Annotated in this window: 16 protein-coding genes and 4 tRNA genes; 12 read left to right on the top strand and 8 right to left on the bottom strand. The window is 45.7% G+C overall.

Annotated features, from left to right (window positions below):
• The 3 genes from B2337_RS10660 to greB form a co-directional block, all read left to right on the top strand.
• The coding region (locus B2337_RS10660) for a hypothetical protein (RefSeq protein WP_292742582.1) at window positions 1-1379 on the top strand (1379 nt) is incomplete at its 5' end.
• Between the two features lie 106 nt (window positions 1380-1485).
• Window positions 1486-2823, top strand: a complete 1338-nt coding sequence (locus B2337_RS10655) for an FAD-dependent oxidoreductase (protein WP_292415294.1) — start codon at window positions 1486-1488, stop codon at window positions 2821-2823.
• On the top strand, window positions 2823-3290 hold the full coding sequence (greB, locus tag B2337_RS10650; RefSeq protein WP_292415292.1) for a transcription elongation factor GreB: 468 nt from the start codon (window positions 2823-2825) through the stop codon (window positions 3288-3290). The genes B2337_RS10655 and greB overlap by 1 nt, the downstream gene beginning before the upstream one ends.
• Here greB and B2337_RS10645 read toward each other — a convergent pair.
• The 5 genes from B2337_RS10645 to B2337_RS10625 form a co-directional block, all read right to left on the bottom strand.
• The gene (locus B2337_RS10645; RefSeq protein ID WP_292415291.1) at window positions 3287-4396 is read right to left on the bottom strand and encodes a PQQ-dependent sugar dehydrogenase; all 1110 of its coding nucleotides are present in this window, start codon (window positions 4394-4396) and stop codon (window positions 3287-3289) included. The genes greB and B2337_RS10645 overlap by 4 nt on opposite strands.
• A gap of 17 nt (window positions 4397-4413) precedes the next feature.
• On the bottom strand, window positions 4414-6042 hold the full coding sequence (locus tag B2337_RS10640; RefSeq protein WP_292415290.1) for a protein adenylyltransferase SelO: 1629 nt from the start codon (window positions 6040-6042) through the stop codon (window positions 4414-4416).
• A gap of 102 nt (window positions 6043-6144) precedes the next feature.
• Complete coding sequence (locus B2337_RS10635; RefSeq protein ID WP_292415289.1) at window positions 6145-8898, bottom strand: valine--tRNA ligase; 2754 nt, start codon at window positions 8896-8898, stop codon at window positions 6145-6147.
• Between the two features lie 87 nt (window positions 8899-8985).
• Entirely contained in the window at window positions 8986-9420 is a 435-nt protein-coding gene (locus tag B2337_RS10630; protein ID WP_292415288.1) for a DNA polymerase III subunit chi, read from the bottom strand.
• 10 nt (window positions 9421-9430) lie between these two features.
• Window positions 9431-10918, bottom strand: a complete 1488-nt coding sequence (locus B2337_RS10625) for a leucyl aminopeptidase (protein WP_292358916.1) — start codon at window positions 10916-10918, stop codon at window positions 9431-9433.
• 86 nt (window positions 10919-11004) lie between these two features.
• On the opposite strand from B2337_RS10625, the gene lptF reads away from it, so the two are divergent.
• Window positions 11005-12135, top strand: coding sequence for an LPS export ABC transporter permease LptF (lptF, locus tag B2337_RS10620; RefSeq protein WP_292358918.1), 1131 nt, complete (start codon window positions 11005-11007; stop codon window positions 12133-12135).
• A complete protein-coding gene (gene lptG, locus B2337_RS10615) occupies window positions 12132-13193 on the top strand; it encodes an LPS export ABC transporter permease LptG (RefSeq protein ID WP_292358920.1) in 1062 nt (353 codons plus the stop codon). The genes lptF and lptG overlap by 4 nt, the downstream gene beginning before the upstream one ends.
• Here lptG and B2337_RS10610 read toward each other — a convergent pair.
• From B2337_RS10610 to B2337_RS10600, 3 genes are all read right to left on the bottom strand, one after another.
• A complete protein-coding gene (locus B2337_RS10610) occupies window positions 13190-13759 on the bottom strand; it encodes a hypothetical protein (RefSeq protein ID WP_292415286.1) in 570 nt (189 codons plus the stop codon). The two genes, lptG and B2337_RS10610, sit on opposite strands and share 4 nt — an antisense overlap.
• 149 nt (window positions 13760-13908) lie before the next feature.
• A tRNA-Glu gene (locus tag B2337_RS10605) sits at window positions 13909-13984 on the bottom strand.
• Window positions 13985-14008: 24 nt separating this feature from the next.
• Window positions 14009-14084: transfer RNA gene (locus B2337_RS10600), tRNA-Ala, on the bottom strand.
• A 285-nt stretch (window positions 14085-14369) separates the two neighbouring features.
• Here B2337_RS10600 and B2337_RS10595 point away from each other — a divergent pair.
• The 7 genes from B2337_RS10595 to B2337_RS10565 all read left to right on the top strand — a co-directional run bounded on the left by B2337_RS10595 (window position 14370) and on the right by B2337_RS10565 (window position 20495).
• Complete coding sequence (locus B2337_RS10595; protein ID WP_292359013.1) at window positions 14370-16640, top strand: LPS-assembly protein LptD; 2271 nt, start codon at window positions 14370-14372, stop codon at window positions 16638-16640.
• A 136-nt stretch (window positions 16641-16776) separates the two neighbouring features.
• The gene (locus B2337_RS10590) at window positions 16777-18042 is read left to right on the top strand and encodes a peptidylprolyl isomerase (RefSeq protein WP_292359015.1); all 1266 of its coding nucleotides are present in this window, start codon (window positions 16777-16779) and stop codon (window positions 18040-18042) included.
• Window positions 18039-19034 (top strand): 4-hydroxythreonine-4-phosphate dehydrogenase PdxA, encoded by a 996-nt coding sequence (pdxA, locus tag B2337_RS10585; RefSeq protein ID WP_292359017.1) that lies wholly within the window; start codon window positions 18039-18041, stop codon window positions 19032-19034. The genes B2337_RS10590 and pdxA overlap by 4 nt, the downstream gene beginning before the upstream one ends.
• Complete coding sequence (gene rsmA, locus B2337_RS10580) at window positions 19031-19825, top strand: 16S rRNA (adenine(1518)-N(6)/adenine(1519)-N(6))-dimethyltransferase RsmA (RefSeq protein WP_292415285.1); 795 nt, start codon at window positions 19031-19033, stop codon at window positions 19823-19825. The genes pdxA and rsmA overlap by 4 nt, the downstream gene beginning before the upstream one ends.
• A 222-nt stretch (window positions 19826-20047) precedes the next feature.
• The gene (locus B2337_RS10575; protein WP_014707392.1) at window positions 20048-20320 is read left to right on the top strand and encodes an HU family DNA-binding protein; all 273 of its coding nucleotides are present in this window, start codon (window positions 20048-20050) and stop codon (window positions 20318-20320) included.
• Window positions 20321-20333: 13 nt separating this feature from the next.
• Window positions 20334-20409, top strand: a tRNA-Val gene (locus tag B2337_RS10570).
• 9 nt (window positions 20410-20418) lie between these two features.
• Window positions 20419-20495: transfer RNA gene (locus B2337_RS10565), tRNA-Asp, on the top strand.
• Window positions 20496-20540: the final 45 nt, after the last annotated feature.

The following is a 20540-nucleotide window of genomic DNA, read 5'->3' as shown; positions in this document are numbered from 1 at the left end:
CCGAAGCCGAAGCCGAAGCCGAAAGTCACTACCAAAGCGAGGAAGAGCGATTGGCTGGCATAATGTCGGCACAACCAATTGATGCAATAGCTGCCGATGAAAATATCGTCAAGGAAGCATCCAAAACGAATGAGCCTGTTAATGAGATTGAGAAGTTACGGGCTAAATTACGTGAACGAACACAACGGCTGAAAGCAGCAAGGAAACAACATCTTGCTGGAGATCATGCAATCGCCACACAACCACCCATTGAAAAAGCTGTTGATAGTGAGCCATCTAGGGAAATGCTTATTGAAGAAGCGGAAGAAAGCCACACTGTAAGCAGCGAAGCTCCCGGTCTTTCTCCAGATTTTCTGGATAAAGAAAGCAGCCTGGAGGAGTCTTTTGAGAATAAAGAAGAAAGCTATCACATTGAAGCAGCACAGTCTGACAATACTTTAAAGACTGAGTTTGATAAAGCTGATGACACCTCCCCGCAGCCAGATGCTAAACAACAAAAATCCCCATCGTCATATCGCTCTGACAGGGATGCAGAAGTGGATTTTGTTTCAACAGCAAAGTCAACTGAGAAAACTTTGGTGTCTCCTGCATCAGATAAGCAACCCTATGCATTTCATGACATGCCTGAGTTTATTGAGGAAGAAATCGAATTATCAACAGCCAATGGATACAGAATGAATTCGACTCAGGAATTAATTTCTGAAGTTAAAAAGGCACCTCTGGTTTCATTGATGGGCTCCAATGAGCATAAAAGTGAGCCACTGAAACCCAAGCTTAACGATGAGAAGACACATACGAACGATGATGAGTGGGTCTCAGATTTACTCGACAATACTTCACCCAGCAAGGTTGATGAAATTCCTGAATCAACCGTTTCCGAAAAAATTGACGTTAAAACATCAGTTCATACAGAGGCAAATCCGGATATGGACAGCCCTGAAAATGAAGCTGGAGAAATCCCCCCCGTTGAAGATATAACTCAGAAGTCAAACCTGAGCCAGGCTGAAGAGGACTTTGCTGCAGCACTTGCGGCAGAACAGGCTCAGGCAGAGTTGGATCGTAAACAGACACAGTCTGAAATTGCCGTTTTTGATATTCCTGAACAGCCCGACTTGCCTGAACCTGAGCGTTTGGAATCATTACTCAAAGATGTTGAAAAGCTACAATCGACACAAACGGATAAAAAGTTATCACTGATCCCACCAACGCAAGAGGAGCCGCTTCCGGATACTGCGCAGTTGGATAGTTTACTGGGTGAAGTGGATAAATTAACTGCTGTCAAAAAAACGGGTAAAAGCAAAAAGAAACGGAGTGAGTTACAGGCGATTCTTTCAACAATACCGTCATTTTCTGGCAATAAGAAGCCAAAATACAAGTGAGTAAGATAGATCTACTATCGCCTTATATAACTTGATGAAGTGATATTTTTAAACGGTCTGAGCAACGTTTTGCTAAAATTTCCGTCGTTTAAGCACGGAAAAATTTATGACAGACCAAATTCATCAGGTAGCCATTGTCGGTGGCGGTGTCTGTGGCACCGCGCTGCTGTATATGCTGGCTGAATATACTGATCTTAATGATATTGTCCTGTTGGAAAAATATGCCGGGGTGGCCAAGGTCAACTCGAATGGCCGTAACAACAGCCAGACAATCCATTGCGGTGATATTGAGACCAATTACACCTTGGAGAAAGCGACCAAGGTAAAAGCGGCTGCTGAGATGCTGGTGAATTTTGCTGCTGATTTACCTAATGTAGATCAGGTCATTTTCAAATATCCCAAAATGGTTTTAGGTGTCGGTGAACAGGAATGCCGTCAGCTTCGCCAGCGCTACCAGACTTTCCGTGAAGTCTTTCCCAATATGAAACTGTTGGAAAAATCGGATATTGCTTCCTATGAACCCGCCGTCGTCATGGTAAATGGTGAAATGCGGGCAGAACCCTGTGTTGCACTTGCTATTTTGGATGATTACAGTGCGGTCGACTATCAACGTTTATCGCAAGCCTTTGTTGATAAGGCCAAAGCCAAAACAGACAAACAAATCCAGCTTTTATTTAACAGCGAAGTCGATGATATTGTCGAAAGTGATGGCGTATTTTCATTGGTTACCGGCGATAAAATCATTAAGGCTCGCAGCGTGGTGGTCTCTGCTGGCGGACATAGTTTACTGCTGGCACAAAAGATGGGCTATGGCTTGGAATTCTCTTGCCTGCCTGTCGCTGGGAGCTTTTATTTCACCCCGCAAGTGCTCCGTGGCAAGGTGTATACCGTGCAGAATGATGCATTGCCATTTGCCGCGGTGCATGGTGATCCGGATGTGCTGGTCGAGGGTAAAACCCGTTTTGGGCCCACGGCATTGTTACTGCCATTGTTAGAGCGTTATAACAATAAAACTTTTTTTGAATTTCTGCGGGTTCTGCGCCTGGACAGCAGGGTGCTTAAAGTTTTCTGGGATTTGTTCCGTATCAAGGATATTCGCAACTACATCTTTAAAAACTTCCTGTTTGAAGTGCCGTTATTACGTCGCTGGCTGTTTTTGAAAGATGCACGCAAAATCGTTCCTGGCCTGCAATTGAAAGATATTGAATTCGCCAAAGGTTTTGGGGGTGTCAGGCCTCAGTTGATTGATAAAAAGAATGCCAAGTTGTTGATGGGTGAGGCCAAGATTAACCCCGGAAACGGTATTGTCTTCAATATGACGCCATCCCCTGGAGGCACCAGTTGTCTGGAAAATGCTGAAACGGATATGCGTTTAATTGCAGGACGTATTGGTGCATCCATCAATGAATCCTTGCTGAACGAAAGACTTCATAAATCAGCATAATGGCATCATCACCCTATATCACTGCTGATGGCATGTTCCGGATGAATCAGGAGCTGAGCGAGCGCTGGCAGCGGCGCAGGCATGTAGTTCAGGCCTTGGCCGCTGCCGCGGCTGAAGGCGATCGTTCTGAAAACGCCGAATATATTTATCGTAAAAAAGAACTCAGGGAAATTGATCGGCGGATCCGCTATCTGCAAAAACGTATTCCGGATTTGATGGCCATTGATCGTATCCCGGATAATCAGGAAGCCGTATTTTTTGCGGCGTATGTGACGCTGTTGAAGGATGATACGGAAGAGGTTCAATACCGGATCGTCGGCCCGGATGAGATTGATCACGCCAAAGGGAATATCAGTGTGGATTCACCTTTGGCGCAAGCGTTGTTGAAAAAACAGATAGATGACGAAGTAACTATCCAGGTTCAGGATGGTGGTCATCGTTATCTGATTCTGGACATCAAATATTAGTTTGCAGCTGGTTGTATCCGATAAATCTCGCCATCATCAGTTGATACATACAACCAGCCTTCAGGACTTTCAATGACGTTACGAATACGTTTATTCATAGTTCGTAAATAGCGTGTTTCATCGACTGCTTCGTTGTTCTGAATTTTGACCTGATTCAGATGTTGTAGCGCCATGGCACCTGAAAATAAGTCACCCTGCCATTCCGGGAAGGCTTCACCCTGATACTGCACCAGACCGCTGGGAGCGATGGATGGAATATAGACTTTTATCGGATTTGCCATACCATCCACTTCTTTGCCTTGACCGACAGAGACAGGAGCATAATATTCCTTACCATGGGAAGCCTCAGGCCAACCGTAGTTTTTGCCTGGTTCAATCAGATTGATTTCATCACCACCACGTGGACCGTGTTCAATACCCCAAAGCTGTTGTGTTTCAGCGTTGTAATGCAGGCCCTGTGGATTACGATGACCGTAACTCCAGATTTCCGGCAAAGCATTGTCCTGTCCGACAAAAGGATTGTCCTGCGGAACACTACCATCAAGATTTAGCCTTAGAACGGTACCGTTGTGATTGTTAAGATCCTGGGCCATATCACGTTCGCCACGATCCCCAATAGAGAAGAACAGATGACCTTGCTGATCAAACACAATCCGACTACCGTAATGCTGGCCTTTACTGGTGCGTGATTGGGTGACTATTAAATCCTTCCAATCAGCTATAGCATTGCCGTCTAATTTTGCACGGGCGAGTGTAGTTGCGCCCTGGCCATCTATATCTTTGCTGTAGGTGAAATAAATCCAGCCACTCTCAGCATAATCCGGTGATAAAGCCACATCCAGAAAGCCACCCTGACCTTGTGCTTTAACTGAAGGTACACCACTGATATCCGTTTTATCCCCAGAATCAAGATTGACCAGGCTTAACTTGCCTTCGCGCTGGGTCACCAGCATCGTACCGTCGGGCAAAATTGCCATTCCCCATGGGATGCCGAGGCCTTCAGCAACTTTGTCAATTTGCAGCTTTTTATCAGTGACGCTGGCAGCATAAGCCGGAACAGCAAAAAACCAAACTGATACTGCAAGCAGCACGCTAATCAATTTCATCTGGTTAACTCCTTAGGTTATGAACTACAAGACAACATTGAACAGCCGGGTTTATCTCTTGCCCAGTCGGGACGTTTAGCTGCGTAATGCTGATACTGAGGTTGTTCATCATAAGGACGGTGCATGACCTCTAAAAGTTCATGAATCAGGCTGTAATCGCCATCATGAGCTTTGTCTATTGCCTGTTGAGACAGATAGTTACGTAACACATATTTCGGATTTACCCGATTCATTCTGGCTTTTCTATCAAGGTCGCTGGTGCCATCCTGCTGCACACGCAGCTGATAGCGTCTCAACCAGTTGCAGATATCTTTTTTATCCTCTTTGGATAGGGCCTCAGGAGCGTAATACGCTTCCATTAACGGTGCCAGTAGGTCTTCATCACTGAGATCGTTTTGTTCACACGACACGTCTGCCAAATTGCGATAGAAAATCGTCATATCGGTTTCAGCCAGTAACAGAATTTTCTGTAACTGCTGATTTAGTTCATGATCGGCGTCACCCTGATAGTCATTCAATCCAAGTTTATCGGCACGCATTTTTTGCCATTTATCCGTGTAAAGCTTGACGTAATCAGTCAGAATTTGTTGCAGTGGCTCGACGTCATCAATTAATGGATAAATAGCATTGCCGAGTTGTAACAGATTCCATTGAGCGATTTGCGGTTGGTGACCAAACCGATAGCGTTTACCCGTTGCATCGGTAGTGTTTGGCGTCCAGTCGGGATCGTAATTATCAATCCAGCCATACGGGCCGTAATCAATAGTCAGTCCTAAAATCGAAGTGTTATCAGTATTCAATACGCCATGCACAAAACCAACACGCATCCAGTGCACCACCAAATCTGCCGTGCGTTCACACACTTCTTTGAACCAGGCGAGATATGTCGCTTTGGAGGGTTCACCTAAATGCGAATAATGATGGCGAATGGTGTAATCGACTAATAATTTAAGGTTGTCGATATCACCATGAGAATTAAATAGCTCGTAATTACCAATTCTAAGGAATGAGGGGGCAACCCGACAAACGATCGCACCTGGTTCAGTTTGCGGGCGGCCATCGTAAAACATATCCCGGATCACACCTTCACCGGTGGTCACCAGACTCAAAGCACGGGTTGTGGGGATGCCCAGATGAAACATGGCTTCACTACAAAGAAACTCGCGAATGGATGAACGTAATACGGCAAGGCCATCAGCAGAGCGTGAATAGGGCGTTTCACCAGCGCCTTTAAGTTGCAGCATTTGCAGCTGGCCGTGAATATCCTGAACTTCACCAAGATTAATGGCACGGCCATCGCCCAGTTGTCCGGCCCAGTTGCCAAACTGATGTCCGCCGTAGCACATAGCATGCGGCTGCATGCCTTCAAGCAGCTCATTACCGGCAAACACATTAGCAAACTGCCGGCTTTCACAATCCACTGGTCTGATGCCTAAGTCGGTGGCTAAATCCATGGAATAAGCGACCAGTTCAGGCTCGGCAACAGGCGTAGGGTTCACAAAGGTATAACAGGCACCCAGCACCTGACGGCGAACGTTTTCAGTATCCGGATCGGCGGGGAGCTCCCTTACAAAACGGTTATCGAACTGCAGCCGCGTCATTGGGGTGGTGGTAGCGTCGTTGGGATTAAATTCTTGTGTAGTCATAGTCTCTATTACAACAGATAGCAGCCGGTGAAAACACCGGCTATTAATGTTGATATTGACCGACTAGGTTATGCGGGAAGTTCCTGAACTTGACGGTTCGTTTTAGCCTAACGCTGTTCGTTGTTGCTGTAACTGACTTAACGACTGTTCCAGTTCTGTCAGTTTTTCACGTTCTTTGGCAACAACATCTGCTGGTGCCTTGGCAACATAGTTTTCATTACTCAGTTTGCCAGCGGATTGTTTGATGATTTTATCCAGTTTGCTGATTTCCTTGTCCAGACGGGCAATTTCAGCATCCTTGTCAATCAGGCCTTCCAGAGGAATCAGGATTTCCATTTTGCCAACCAGTGCGGTAGCAGCTGCAGGCGCTTCACCAGCCAGAAACTCTACAGACTCCAGATTGGCTAATCGGCTGATAAAGTCGTGGTTATCCTGTAAACGTTGTTTATCAATGTCAGCGGCATCCTTGAGCAGCACTGGTAATTGTTTTTTCGGTGCAATATTCATTTGTGAACGAATAGAGCGAATACCGTTAATAAACTGCATCACCCATTCCATATCAGCAACAGCAGTGCTATCAATTTTACTGCTGTCAGCTACCGGATAGGCCTCACGCATAATGGTTGAGCCTGTTTTACCGGCTAACGGGGCGATGGTGTGCCAGATTTCTTCGGTAATAAACGGCATAAACGGATGCGCTAAACGCAGTGTGGCTTCCAACACCCGAACCAGGGTACGGCGGGTACCACGTTTGGCGGCGTCACTGGCTGCATCGTTATTTAAGACCGGTTTGGACAGTTCCAGATACCAGTCACAATAGTTGTTCCAGATAAACTCATAAATTGCCTGCGCCGCCAAATCAAAGCGGTAGCTGTCGATGGCACGGGTAACATCCTGTTCAGTCTGTTGCAATAACGAAATGATCCAGCGATCAGCCAGGCTTAACTCAACGTCAGCGTTATCAATACCCGTATCTTGATCTTTGGTATTCATTAATACGTAACGCGCCGCATTCCATAGTTTGTTACAGAAATTGCGGTAGCCGGCAATACGATTCATATCAAAATTGATATCACGTCCAGTGGTGGCTAATGAGGCAAAAGTGAAACGCAGCGCATCAGTTCCGTGCGGTGCGATACCTTCTGGAAATTCCTTGCGGGTGGCTTTTTCAATTTTGGCAGCCAGTTGGGGCTGCATCATGCCACTGGTACGTTTGGCAACCAGTGATTCCAGATCAATACCATCAATAATGTCGATGGGATCCAAAACATTACCTTTGGATTTCGACATTTTCTGGCCATGCGAATCACGGACCAGACCATGGATATACACTTCCTTGAATGGCACCTCATCCATAAACTTAATACCCATCATCATCATTCTGGCAACCCAGAAGAAGATAATGTCAAAACCGGTGACCAATACACTGGTCGGATACCAGGTTTTCAATGCGGCATCATCAGCCGGCCAACCCAAAGTGGAGAAGGGCCATAAAGCAGAAGAGAACCAGGTATCTAAAACATCTTCATCCTGTCTCAGGCTGATAGTGTCAGCCAGCCGGTGTTTTTTACGGACATCGGCTTCATCCTTTCCAACATAGATATTGCCCTGTTCGTCATACCAGGCCGGGATGCGGTGGCCCCACCAGATTTGCCGTGAAATACACCAGTCCTGAATGCCATCCATCCAGTTATAAAAGGTTTTATCCCAGTTGGCCGGGACAAATTTGATTTTGCCTGACTGTACCGCTTCAACTGCGGGTGCTGCGAGTACATCCGCTTTGACATACCATTGATCGGTCAATAATGGTTCGATGACGGCATTTGAACGATCGCCACGCGGCACCATCAGTTTGTGATCCTGGATGGTTTCCAGTAATCCTAAAGCCTCTAAATCGGCAACGATTTGTTTGCGGGCTGCATAGCGATCCAGACCACGATATTTTTCCGGCGCATTGTCATTAATGGCGGCATCAATCGTCAGAATATTAATTTGTTCCAGATTATGACGGTGACCAACTTCAGCATCGTTGAAATCATGCGCCGGGGTGATTTTAACGCAGCCACTACCAAATTCCGGATCAACATAATCATCACCGATGATTGGAATTTCACGTCCTACCAAAGGTAGCGTGATGGTTTTGCCAATCAGCTGTTTATAACGCTCGTCTTCCGGATGTACCGCAACGGCCGTATCACCCAGCATGGTTTCAGGACGGGTCGTGGCGACCACCAGATGACCACTTCCATCGGTGAGTGGATAACGGAAATGCCATAAATGGCCAGCTTCTTCTTCGGATAATACTTCGAGATCGGATACGGCGGTATGCAGAACCGGATCCCAGTTCACCAGCCGTTTGCCACGGTAAATCAAACCTTCTTCATGCAGTTTGATGAACACATGTTTCACGGCTTCGGACAGATTGTCATCCATGGTGAAACGATCACGAGACCAGTCCAGAGAGGATCCCAGACGGCGTAACTGACGGGTAATATTGCCACCGGATTCGCCTTTCCAATCCCAGACCCGCTCAATAAACGCCTCACGCCCTAAATCATGTCGCGTTTTGCCTTCGGCATTTAACTGACGTTCTACCACCATCTGGGTGGCGATACCGGCGTGATCAGTACCCGGCTGCCACAGTGTGTTATCGCCTTTCATCCGGTGGTAACGGGTGAGCAAATCCATAATGGTGTTATTAAACCCATGACCCATATGCAAACTGCCGGTGACATTGGGCGGTGGCAACATAATGGCATAGGGCATGCCTTCACCAGAAGGTTTGAATTCGCCGTTTTGTTCCCACTGTTGATACCAGCGCTGTTCTATTGCATCGGGGTTATAGGTTTTGTCCATGCGTCTCTGCGTTTATCTGTTCGGAAAAAGAAAAGCGGGCATTATACCCGCTTAATGTGTGCCCGGTCATGAGTGAGCCGGATTGCGTTAATTGTTTATTTGATGCGTATCGAGATGATAGCCACGATCTTTGTAAAACTGATAACGGACGCGGCCCTGTTTTTTGATTTCTTCATCGCCATTAATAATTTCGGCCAGCCGTTCAAACTGACTGAAAAATAGTGGCTGAGTCGGGTTTAGATTGATCAATACATCCATTAATTTAGGTGGTGCAGTATTTTCATGGCTGATTAAAACCGGTGCATTAATTTCGTCATCAGCCGCTAAAATCTGATGCGGCACAAAACTGTCTGGCCGAAAAGCCCATAAAGCCTTATCCATGGCTTGGCTTTGAGCCTGGTCTTCAGTGTGAATAAACACTTGATGGCCTTGCTGATAAGCTTTTTCCGCCAACCGGCAGGCAAATTGCTGCCGGTCAAGCGGATCGGTTGTGCCTAAAATGTAAAAACTGACTTTAGTCATGAATGTGCTATCAGTCTTCCAGACGATTCAGAATATATTGCATCAATAAAGGTACAGGACGTCCTGTGGCACCTTTTTCTTTGCCGCCATTCCATGCCGTACCGGCGATATCCAGATGCGCCCATTTGAATTTTTCAGTAAAGCGAGACAGGAAACATGCGGCTGTGACACTGCCAGCTTCTTTACCACCGACATTAGCGATATCGGCAAAGTTACTATCCAGTTGTTTCTGATAGTCATCCCACAACGGCAATTGCCATGCACGATCAAAACTATCGTTACCGGCTTTGAGCAGGTCATCTGCCAGCTCCTGGTTGTTAGCCATCAAACCGGAAGCGTTACTGCCCAATGCAACAATAATCGCACCGGTCAAGGTAGCGATATCAATGACGGTATCGGGCTCAAAACGTTCGCTATAGGTCAGCGCGTCACATAACAGTAAACGACCTTCGGCATCAGTATTTAATATTTCAATGGTTTGACCGGACATGCTGGTCACCACATCACCGGGCTTGTTGGCATCACCATCCGGTAGATTTTCAGAGCTTGGAATGACCCCGATGACATTGATTGGCAACTGCAATTCGGCAACGGCTTGAATGGTGCCTAATACGCTGGCCGAACCGCACATATCGTATTTCATTTCATCCATGCCGGGAGCGGGTTTAAGCGAAATACCGCCCGCATCAAAAGTTAAACCTTTACCCACCAAAACGATGGGTTTGCTGTTACCGCCACCACCGTAATTCAGGGTGATCAGTTTTGCAGGCTCTCGGCTACCGCGTGAGACAGATAAGAATGAACCCATGCCTAATTCGGCGATATCACTTTCTTCCAGTACATCAACCACCAGATTGTCTAAATCTTTCCCCAGCTTTATTGCTTGTTCTGCGAGATAGGTTGGTGTGCAGATATTGCCCGGCAAGTTACCGAGTTCACGCGCCAGATTCATGCCTTTGCCAATAGCTGCACCGGTTTTACAAGCTTTCTCCAATGCGTCAATATCGGCTTCAGTAGCCATAAATCCCAGTTTGGCCAGCGGTTTATCTACCGGTTTGAACTGACTTTTGGTTTGGCTGTAACGATATAAAGCAGCTTCCGTATTGATAATGGTTTGACGGATTTTCCAGGCAGTACTGCGATCTTTGACTGGCGTTTCAGCCAGACAACTGACGGCTTGTGTGGCAGCACTGTCATTTAACCATTTAGCCATTGTAATGCAGGCTGTGTTGAAGTCATTTTCAGTTGTTTTTTCGAATTTGCCACAGCCCACCAGTAAAACGCGAGGGCTCGAAATACCTTCGATATCTTGTAACAACAATGTTTGACCCGGTTTACCACTGATATCGCCACGTTCGACAACACGTTGCAGGGTTCCATTGCTGGCGGTGTTTAAAGTGGCTGCTGCTGGACTCAGTTGATTGCCTTCAAATACGGCGACGGCAATACAGTCAATCGACTGCGTTGGCAAAACATCTTTGGTCACAAAATACTGCATGGATTTCTCCTGTTGATGTAGATGGTTTAGACTGCGCTTTTTACTGCAGCGAACTGACTGCCTATTCTAACGAAGACCACTGAATAATGCCCGCCCTAAGACGATTATTTGTTGAGCGTTTCAGCCTGATAGACCGATATATGCTGCGAGAGTTTTTACTTTCACTGACAGCGGTTATCGGTGTGCTATGGCTGATATACGTGGCAACCCGCTTTGCCCGTTATCTGGCTCAGGCCGCTGTGGGTAATTTGCCAGCTGAAGTTATCTTTAATTTATTGTGGCTTAATTCGCTGGGCGCGCTATCCATTTTGTTGCCGATAGGCACATTTCTGGCGGTGCTACTCAGTTTGTCACGAATGAGCTCGGATAACGAACTGACGGTGATTGCCGCCTGCGGTATTGATGGTAACCGCATATTGCGAAATGTTGTCATATTCAGTGGCGCAATGGCAATTATCACGGGTGTATTAGCCCTGTTGATTGTTCCTGATGTCTTATCCGGGCGCTATGAAATTGAACAGAAAGCCAAGGTGGCGGCCAATACCACCGGGCTGGTGGCGGGCAGTTTTAAGGAAAGCCAAAGTGGTGACTGGACTTTTTATTCGCAAAAGCTCAGCGAAGATAAAAGCCATATGGAAAATATCTTCATTGAAATTCATCGTGACGAGAAGCCGCTGATCTTCCGAGCCGAGCGTGGACGATTTGAGATTGAAACTGAAAGTGGTGATAAATATCTGATTCTGGAAGATGGTTATCGTTATGAAGGCAATGCCGGTGATCTGGATTTTCGTATTGCCAAATATGCAACACATAGCATGTTAATTGAACGTGGTGAATCAGTACAGGTTCGCGAACGGCATAAGTCTTTACCCACAGCCGAGCTCTGGGAGCGTGGTGAACCGCAGGATCTGGCCGAAATTCAGTGGCGTGTCTCCAGCGCGGTTATGACTGTTATTTTGAGTGTCATTGCCATTACGTTAGCGCATACAGGTCCAAGGCAAGGGCGATATGCCGGCTTTTTCCCCGCAGTATTGGTCTATGTGATTTACAGTAATTTATTAGGTGTCACCCGGGCCTGGGTGGAAAAGGGCGATCTGGCTCCCTGGTTCGGGGCGATTTGGGTACATTTATTAATGATTGGCATTATGCTGATATTACAAAACCGGCAAAATCTCAAACGACTCTGGCATCAACGTAAGCGACCCAAAACAGCATGATTCTGCAACGCTATATCAGTAAAACGATTCTAGGCAGTACCGCTTTAGTTTTAGTGGTTTTGATGTCGCTGTATACCTTTATGGATTTTATCGCTGAGCTGGATGACCTGGGAAAAGGTGATTATCAGCTGAGCAATATTTTGGCTTATCTGGCTTTATCTATGCCAAAACGAATCTATGAATTGCTTCCTGTTGCTGCTCTGTTAGGCAGTGTTATTGGGCTTGGTACATTGGCATCTCAAAGCGAATTAGTGGCGATGCGGGCAGCGGGGGTATCCGTTAAAGATATCAACAAAGCAGTCCTGATGGTTGCTGGTATTTTGATGATCATTGCATTAATCATTGGTGAATTAATCAGACCCATGACCGAACAGAAAGCCATGCAGATTCAGACCGTGGCGCAAACCGGAACAGAAGGCAGCCAAACTCAATATGGCTTCTGGACCCGTGATGGCAACCATTTCAATCATATTCAGCGTATTCATCGCGATGGCCGCTTTGAAGGTGTCAAGGTTTATGAGTTTGACGACAAACATCAATTACGTATCGTTACCCAAGCCAGAGAAGCCCGTTATGAGAATAATGAATGGCTGATGCTTGATGTGGTGCAAAGCACCATAGATGAGGGTGGTATAGAAGTCCGATCGATTGAGCGAGCCAAATGGCGTTCCAAGCTCAATCCTGGCATGTTGAATGTGGTTGTAGTACCACCGGAATTTTTACCGGTATGGAGCTTGATTGAATATGTTTCCTATCTGAAATCCAACCATCAGGCTGTTGGGCAATATCAATTGGCATTCTGGAGCAAAATTATGATGCCGATAAGCTCAGCAGTGATGGTATTTCTAGCCGTACCGTTTATCTTTGGTCCATTACGTTCTGCACCGATTGGTGGACGTATTCTGGTTGGCGTACTGGTGGGAATAGGTTTTCACTTGTTTAACCAGAGCTTTCAGCATATGGGGCTGGTATTTGGAGTATTGCCCTGGCTGGCAGCATCCCTGCCAACCATTATCTTTGCCGGTATAGGCATCTTTATGCTGAGAAGGGTGCGTTAGTTCAACGAGATATCCTGGATTTCTTTATCCAGATTATGTGCTTTGAGCAAGGTAGCAATCTGTTCTTTATGCTCTTTCACTTTTGCCTTCGCCAATTTGAATGCCTGTGGATCGTTATCGCGAAAAGCCACCATCAGATTGACAGAGACATCCCTAAGTTCAGCAAAAATCGTGGTTAATGCTTTTTCAGGCCGCTCCGCCAGAAATTTGTCGTTGGCAGCTGCAATCAGCTGATTCTCAGCATTTATCGCGCTAAAGTTCGGTGTAAAGCCCCTCAGATGCCAGACATTAAATCCCCGAGGATCGTTTTTTTGTTGGTATAGCTGAAAATATTTATTGAGCAATTCCACCTGCTCGTAATAACGCTGACTCATCTGGCTGACATACTGAGAAAGATTATCCTCAGTAAGAATCTCAAATTCAGCAACAAAGGATTCTGTGTTTTCCTCATTTGCTTTCACTGATGGCATTAAAATAAGCATCGAAAACAAACTCAAAATCTGAATGAAAGTGACTCTGGATATAGATGTGCGAAAGAACTTACCTGAAGAAACTTTGAATGTCATGTCAACCACCATTGGAAACGTTGGTTGATTATCTGTGAGCATCATAGCGAAGTAAAGGAAGACAAACATGAAAAACAAAAAAGGCGGTGAGATATCTCACCGCCTTTTTGTAAACACCCAATAAATGTAAATATTGGTTTGCCTTAATATGGCGTCCCCAAGGGGATTCGAACCCCTGTTACCGCCGTGAAAGGGCAGTGTCCTAGGCCTCTAGACGATGGGGACCTAAAACTGTTTTCTTTCGATTCTTGGTGGAGCTAGGCGGGATCGAACCGCCGACCTCTTGCATGCCATGCAAGCGCTCTCCCAGCTGAGCTATAGCCCCCGAAAGGAAGCGCATACTATAGGGATTGAGTTTTTCTCTGTCAACAGAATATTTGAAAATATTTCCATGAACTGCTGATGGTTCCACGGAGAATGTGGTGGCTGTGAAGCGAGCAGGAATGCCATAGTAGAGCTAAGTTATTGATGAATGGTCAATATATTGTTTTTAGCTATCTTAATTAGATAGGGGATTTGATGAAAGCACATTTCTGTGCGATAAATTGGCAGTTGTTTATTGAATGGAGATGGCCGATTTTTCGACCATCAAGGCTGATCGGGGATGTTGATGCGCAAACTGATAATGTTATCTGCAGGTTTTGTTTCCTGTTTTGCTCCTCTTGTTTCCGCAGAGCCATACCATGTACCTAGTCATTGTCCCCGACCGGCTGCTGATTTTTTTCTCCCCGAAGATGCGCTCACTGCAGAAAGTGACGTTGATGTTCAAGCTGACACTGCTCAGCTGGTTGATTTGGGTACTTCGGTATTTACCGGCAAAGTAGATGTTCGTCGCGGTGGGCAACAACTCAATGCCAATCGTGCAACTTATAACCAAACCACAGGTAAGGTCACTGCTCAGGGTGATGTGCGGTTGCGTGATAGCCAGATGTCGATATTCGGTGATCAGGCGGAATGGAATCTTGATGAAGATCGTGGCACGCTGATTGATGCTAAATATCAAATGAAACAGATGAATGCACGCGGTGAAGCGAGCCATGTGAACCGGCAGGGTGTGCAATCAACGCAGTTAAAAAACGCCACCTATACAACTTGTATGGAAAATGACGATTTCTGGAAATTAAAAGCCGGAGAGGTCGATCTGGATCATGAAGAGGGCGTGGGCCGGGCTTATGATGTTGTGCTTCGCATGATGGATGTCCCGGTTTTTTATACACCCTATATCAGCTTTCCATTAAGTGATGAACGTAAATCTGGTTTTTTAATTCCCTCAATTGGGAATTCCAATGAAACCGGTTTTGATGTCAGTACTCCTTATTACTGGAACATTGCACCGGATATGGATGCGACCCTGACACCACGTTATATGTCTGATCGAGGTTTGATGCTCATCGGGGAATATCGTTATTTGACTTCGCAGTCGGAAGGGATAATTGATGCTGGCTTTCTGGGCAGTGACAGCTTGCGACAAAATGGGGATGAAATTAATCCCAACTATAACCAAAACAGAAAACATTTCTCATTTCAGCAGGATGGTCGCTATGCAAATCGCTGGCGCACTCAGGTCGATTATAACTATGTTTCTGACAGGGATTATCTGGAAGATTTCAGCAACAATCTCAGCTTAAGCAGCACCACGCATTTAAATCGCTTACTCAATGTGAATTATTACGGTGATATTTGGAATTTTGGTGCCAGGGTTCAAGGCTATCAAACGCTGTTGCGAGAAGTTGAAGAACCTTATCAACGTTTACCACAATTAACACTTCGAGGTCTGTTACCTGATCAGGCATATGGTCTTAGCTATGAGTTTAATTCCGAATTTACAGCTTTTGATCATGACGAGTTGGTTAAAGGACAACGCTTAAATATTGAGCCCGGAGTTAGTTTGCCAATGGGCACAGCTGGTTTTTTTGTCACACCAAGGGTGGCGTTAAAACAAAGTTACTATTCTCTTGATAATTTAAGTGGGCAATCTCAATTTGAAGAAAGCAGTATTAACCGCACTTTGCCGGTAGTAAGCCTGGACAGTGGTTTGGTTTTCGAAAGACCGCTGAATTTTGCCGGTAACAAAATGATCCAGACACTAGAGCCAAGAGCCTTTTATCTTTACATTCCATACCGTGATCAGGATGATATTCCATTGTTCGATACTAATCTTCGTACTTTTGGTATGGGGAGTATGTTTAGTCATGAACGCTTTACTGGACCTGACAGAATCGGAGATGCCAACCAGGTAACAGTTGGCTTGACCAGTCGTTTTATTGATGAAGAAACCGGTCGTGAGAAGTTAAGTGTGACTCTGGGGCAAATTCAGTATTTTTCTGATCGCCGAGTCAATTTAAGGCCAGATGTGCGAGAGACTTCGTCTGATTCTGATTACATTGCCGAGGCAATAGCAAGCATTAGTGAAGAGTGGGCTTTGGCGGGTCAAATTCAATGGGATCCGGATACTACACAGTCAAGTATGTCATCGTTGCAATTACGTTATCGTAATGAGGATGGTGGCGTATTTAATATTGCTCATCGTTATCGTCGCGATGATGGAGATAACCAGTTTCCGCTAGATCAGATTGATGTATCCGGCAGTGTGCCGATTAATGACCAATGGAGTGTTATTGGACGTTATTATCGATCATTAAGAGACAGTCTCACACTCGAAACATTAGCTGGAGTTGAATATCATAGCTGCTGTTGGGCTACCCGCATTGTTTACAGAGATTATGTTAAAGACACTAATTTTATTGGTATCGATAATGATGAGTTTGGTAATGAAAACCGTACTAAAGCTATCTTCTTCGAAATCGAGCTAAAAGGTTTGGGGCGCTTTGGTAAGAAGTCAGATGGTCTTCTTGAAGACAGTATTCGCGGGTATGAATAATTTTCGTCCACTATATTCAACTTTCTAACGGAATGTTTTGTCTTTAATCCAGAAATCTGCAACGAAGGTTCTTTAGGCTTGAGGCCATTTGAACCGCTATAATACCGACCATCAATTTACGGAGTTTGAATAGTTCATGATTAAATATCTGCTTGTCGGCTTATTGCTTGCTAACAGCGTTTTAGCAGCACCGTTGGATCGCATTGTTGCTGTCGTCAATAACGAAGTCGTATTAGACAGTGAACTGGTTGAAATGGAACAGACCGTCCGTCAACAACTTCGCCAACGTAATGCCACTATTCCATCCTCGGACATTCTCCGTCGTCAGGTGCTTGAAAGAATAATCATGCAGAAATTGCAAATTCAGCGAGCTGAAATGGGTGGGATTCGGGTGGCTGATGATGCATTGAATGCGGCTATCAGACAAATCGCTGAAAATAATAATCTTACATTGCGGCAATTTCGTGATGCTCTGGAGAGCGACGGATATGATTTTGCTGAATTTCGCGAAACTATTCGTGAAGAGATGGTGATAAACCGCCTGCGTAAAAGCGAGATTGAGGATTCGATTGTGGTTTCTGAACGTGAAGTAGATAATTTTCTGGCAACGCAGAACCTGCAGGGTGATTCCGAGCAGGCTTTTCGTTTGCTGCATATTTTAGTCGCTTTACCCGATGCGCCTGCACCGGAACAGGTTCAGGCTGCAGAGCAGAAATTAGCTGAAATTCAGGATTTGCTGGATCAGGGGGGAGATTTCTCGGAGGTTGCAGCTGGTTATTCTGATGGTCAAAATGCCTTGGAAGGTGGTGAGCTGGGTTGGCGCAAACAAGCAGAACTGCCTACCTTATTTGCCGGTGTCGTACCAAACCTGGCTGTTGGTGAAGTAAGTGATGTTATACGCAGTGGCAGTGGTTTTCATCTGGTTAAACTTGCTGAAAAACGCAGTGAGGAAACACACTTGGTCAAACAGACCAAGGCACGTCACATTTTAATTAAAACCAATGAGCTGGTAACCGATGAAGCGGCGGAAAACAGACTTCAGCAATTGCGTGAGCGAATCCAGAATGGTGAAAGTTTTGCTGAGTTGGCCAGAGCGCATTCTGAGGATACCGGCTCTGCAATAGACGGCGGAAGTCTGGGGTGGACCAGTCCTGGCGTGATGGTGCCGGAATTTGAGGAAGTGATGAACTCATTGGCTGAGGGGGAAATAAGCGACGTTTTCCAAAGCCGTTTTGGCTGGCATCTGATTCAGGTGGAAGAACGTCGTGAACAGAATATGGCTGATGAATTCAATCGGAATAAAGCCCGGGAACAACTCAAGCAACGTAAAATTGAAGAAGAAATGGAAAGCTGGTTAAGAGCCATGCGTGATGAGGCTTATATTGAGTACCGTGACCTTTGAGTGACATTCGCCGGATAGCGCTGACAGCGGGGGAACCTGCTGGTATAGGACCAGATCTCTGTATTCAGTTGGCTCAGACTGCTCAGCAGAGTGAAATAGTCGTTATCGCCGATCCCGTTGTTTTGCAGCAGCGTGCCGATACGTTAGGCCTGCCGATAAAATTAATTGAATTTGACGCTAGTCAAACACCTGAGGCCGGTATTGCAGGCAATATTGTCTATCTTCCTTGTGAAGTAACCGGAAAAGTCGTTGCTGGAGAGTTGAATACGGCTAATGCTGTCTACGTTGTAAAATCATTACAAATTGCGTTGGATGGTTGTCTTGATAATACATTTGATGCGGTTGTAACGGCACCAGTTCATAAAGGTGTGATCAATGACGCGCACATACCTTTCAGTGGGCATACCGAGTTTTTTGCCGATGGTGCTGGTGTCAATAAAGTCGTTATGATGCTGGCAACGCCTGAGCTTCGTGTCGCCTTGGCAACCACCCATTTACCTCTACGTGAAGTGAGTGATGCCATTACTCAGGAAAGCCTGCAACAAATTATGCATATTCTGGTTGACAGTTTGCAGCACAGTTTTGGATTAAAACGGCCGCGTATAGCGGTTTGTGGTTTAAATCCGCATGCAGGTGAAGGCGGCCATTTGGGGACTGAGGAGCAAACTGTTATTGAGCCGGCCATAAACTACATGCAGGCAAAAGGATATGATATTACCGGTCCCTGGCCCGCCGATACGATTTTCGTGAAGTCCAGGCTGGCAGACTATGACGCCGTGCTGGCTATGTATCACGACCAGGGATTACCTGTTTTAAAACATCAAGGCTTTGGTGATGCCGTTAATATCACACTGGGTCTTCCATTTATTCGTACCTCGGTTGATCACGGTACAGCTCTGGATCTTGCCGGCACAGGAAAAGCCAGTGCGACAAGTCTGCAGGCAGCAATCTATATGGCTGAAACAATGTCGCAAAATAAAAATATCCCATGAGTGAGCAACGATCTTATCCAAAAGCCCGTAAACGTTTTGGTCAGAACTTCCTGCATGATGAAGCGGTAATAACCGATATTATCGCCGCGATATCCCCGCAAAAAGATCAGCACTTAGTCGAAATAGGGCCGGGACGTGGCGCGTTAACCGCAGCTTTACTGGCCGATTCTGCAAGATTGGATGTGATCGAACTGGATCGTGATTTGGTGCCAATACTTAAAAATCAGTTCAGTGAGTCAACGAATCTGTATATTCATCAGGCTGATGCATTGGAATTTGATTTTAAACAGTTGCAACAGAACGATGAAAAATTGCGAGTGATTGGCAACCTACCTTATAACATCACCACCCCTCTATTGTTCCATTTACTTGATCAGGCAACATTGATTGAAGACATGTGCTTTATGCTGCAAAAAGAGGTTGTAGAGCGCATTTGTGCCGCACCAGGTAATAAAAGCTATGGTCGTCTCAGCATAATGATTCAATATCAGTGCATGGCTGAACAATTATTTATTGTGCCACCTACTGCCTTTGACCCTCCACCTAAAGTGGACTCAGCAATCATTTATTTACAACCAAGGAAGCAATTTGTTGGGGGCGATGTCTGCATCAAAACCTTAGGTACTTTAGTCACTCAGGCATTTCGTCAACGTCGAAAAACCATCGCTAACACTTTGAAAAATAGTGTTTCCCTCTCTGAGTTGGAGAGGCAGGGTATCGATCCCAAACAACGTCCGGAAACCTTGTCTGTTGAGCAATATGTTGCTTTGGCCCAATCGGTTGGTGCTTAAAATAAGCATAGACTATATGAGTAAAGGCTTAAGTACTGATTTAGCATGAGTTTAGAGGTGGTTCACAAAAAATCGTCCATGGCGAATGATGCTAATGTTTTACTGTCTTGACACACTGTTTTTGCTGTAGTTAGATACACACAACCAATGAGACGCGCCGAGGTGTTGTGTGTCCTTTGGGACTTGAACACATAATATATAAACGACACGAGGAATTAAGCTGTGAATAAATCTGAATTAATCGATGCAGTTGCTGCGGCCGCAGACATTTCAAAAGCAAAAGCGGCTCTGGCTGTTGATGGCGTGACTTCTGCAGTCACAAAAGCGTTAAGCAAAGGCGATCAAGTTACTTTGGTAGGCTTTGGTACTTTTTCTGTTCGTGAGCGTGCTGCTCGTACTGGCCGTAACCCACGCACCGGCGAAGAAATCAAAATTGCAGCTGCTAAAATTCCTGCATTTAAAGCTGGCAAAGCGCTTAAGGATGCTGTAAACTAGCTTCTTTTTTCTGGGGTGCTTAGCTCAGCTGGGAGAGCATCGCCCTTACAAGGCGAGGGTCGGGGGTTCGAACCCCTCAGCACCCACCAGGAATATCAGGAGCGGTAGTTCAGCTGGTTAGAATGCTGGCCTGTCACGCCGGAGGTCGCGGGTTCGAGTCCCGTCCGCTCCGCCAATACAAAAGAAGGGCGCATTCTATGCGCCTTTTTTTTTGCTTAAA

The organism is Methylophaga sp. UBA3192, assembly GCA_002363955.1.
Taxonomy (GTDB): Bacteria; Pseudomonadota; Gammaproteobacteria; order Nitrosococcales; family Methylophagaceae; genus Methylophaga.
Note: the sequence above shows the minus strand (reverse complement) of the source record. Positions and strands in the feature narration are given on the sequence as shown.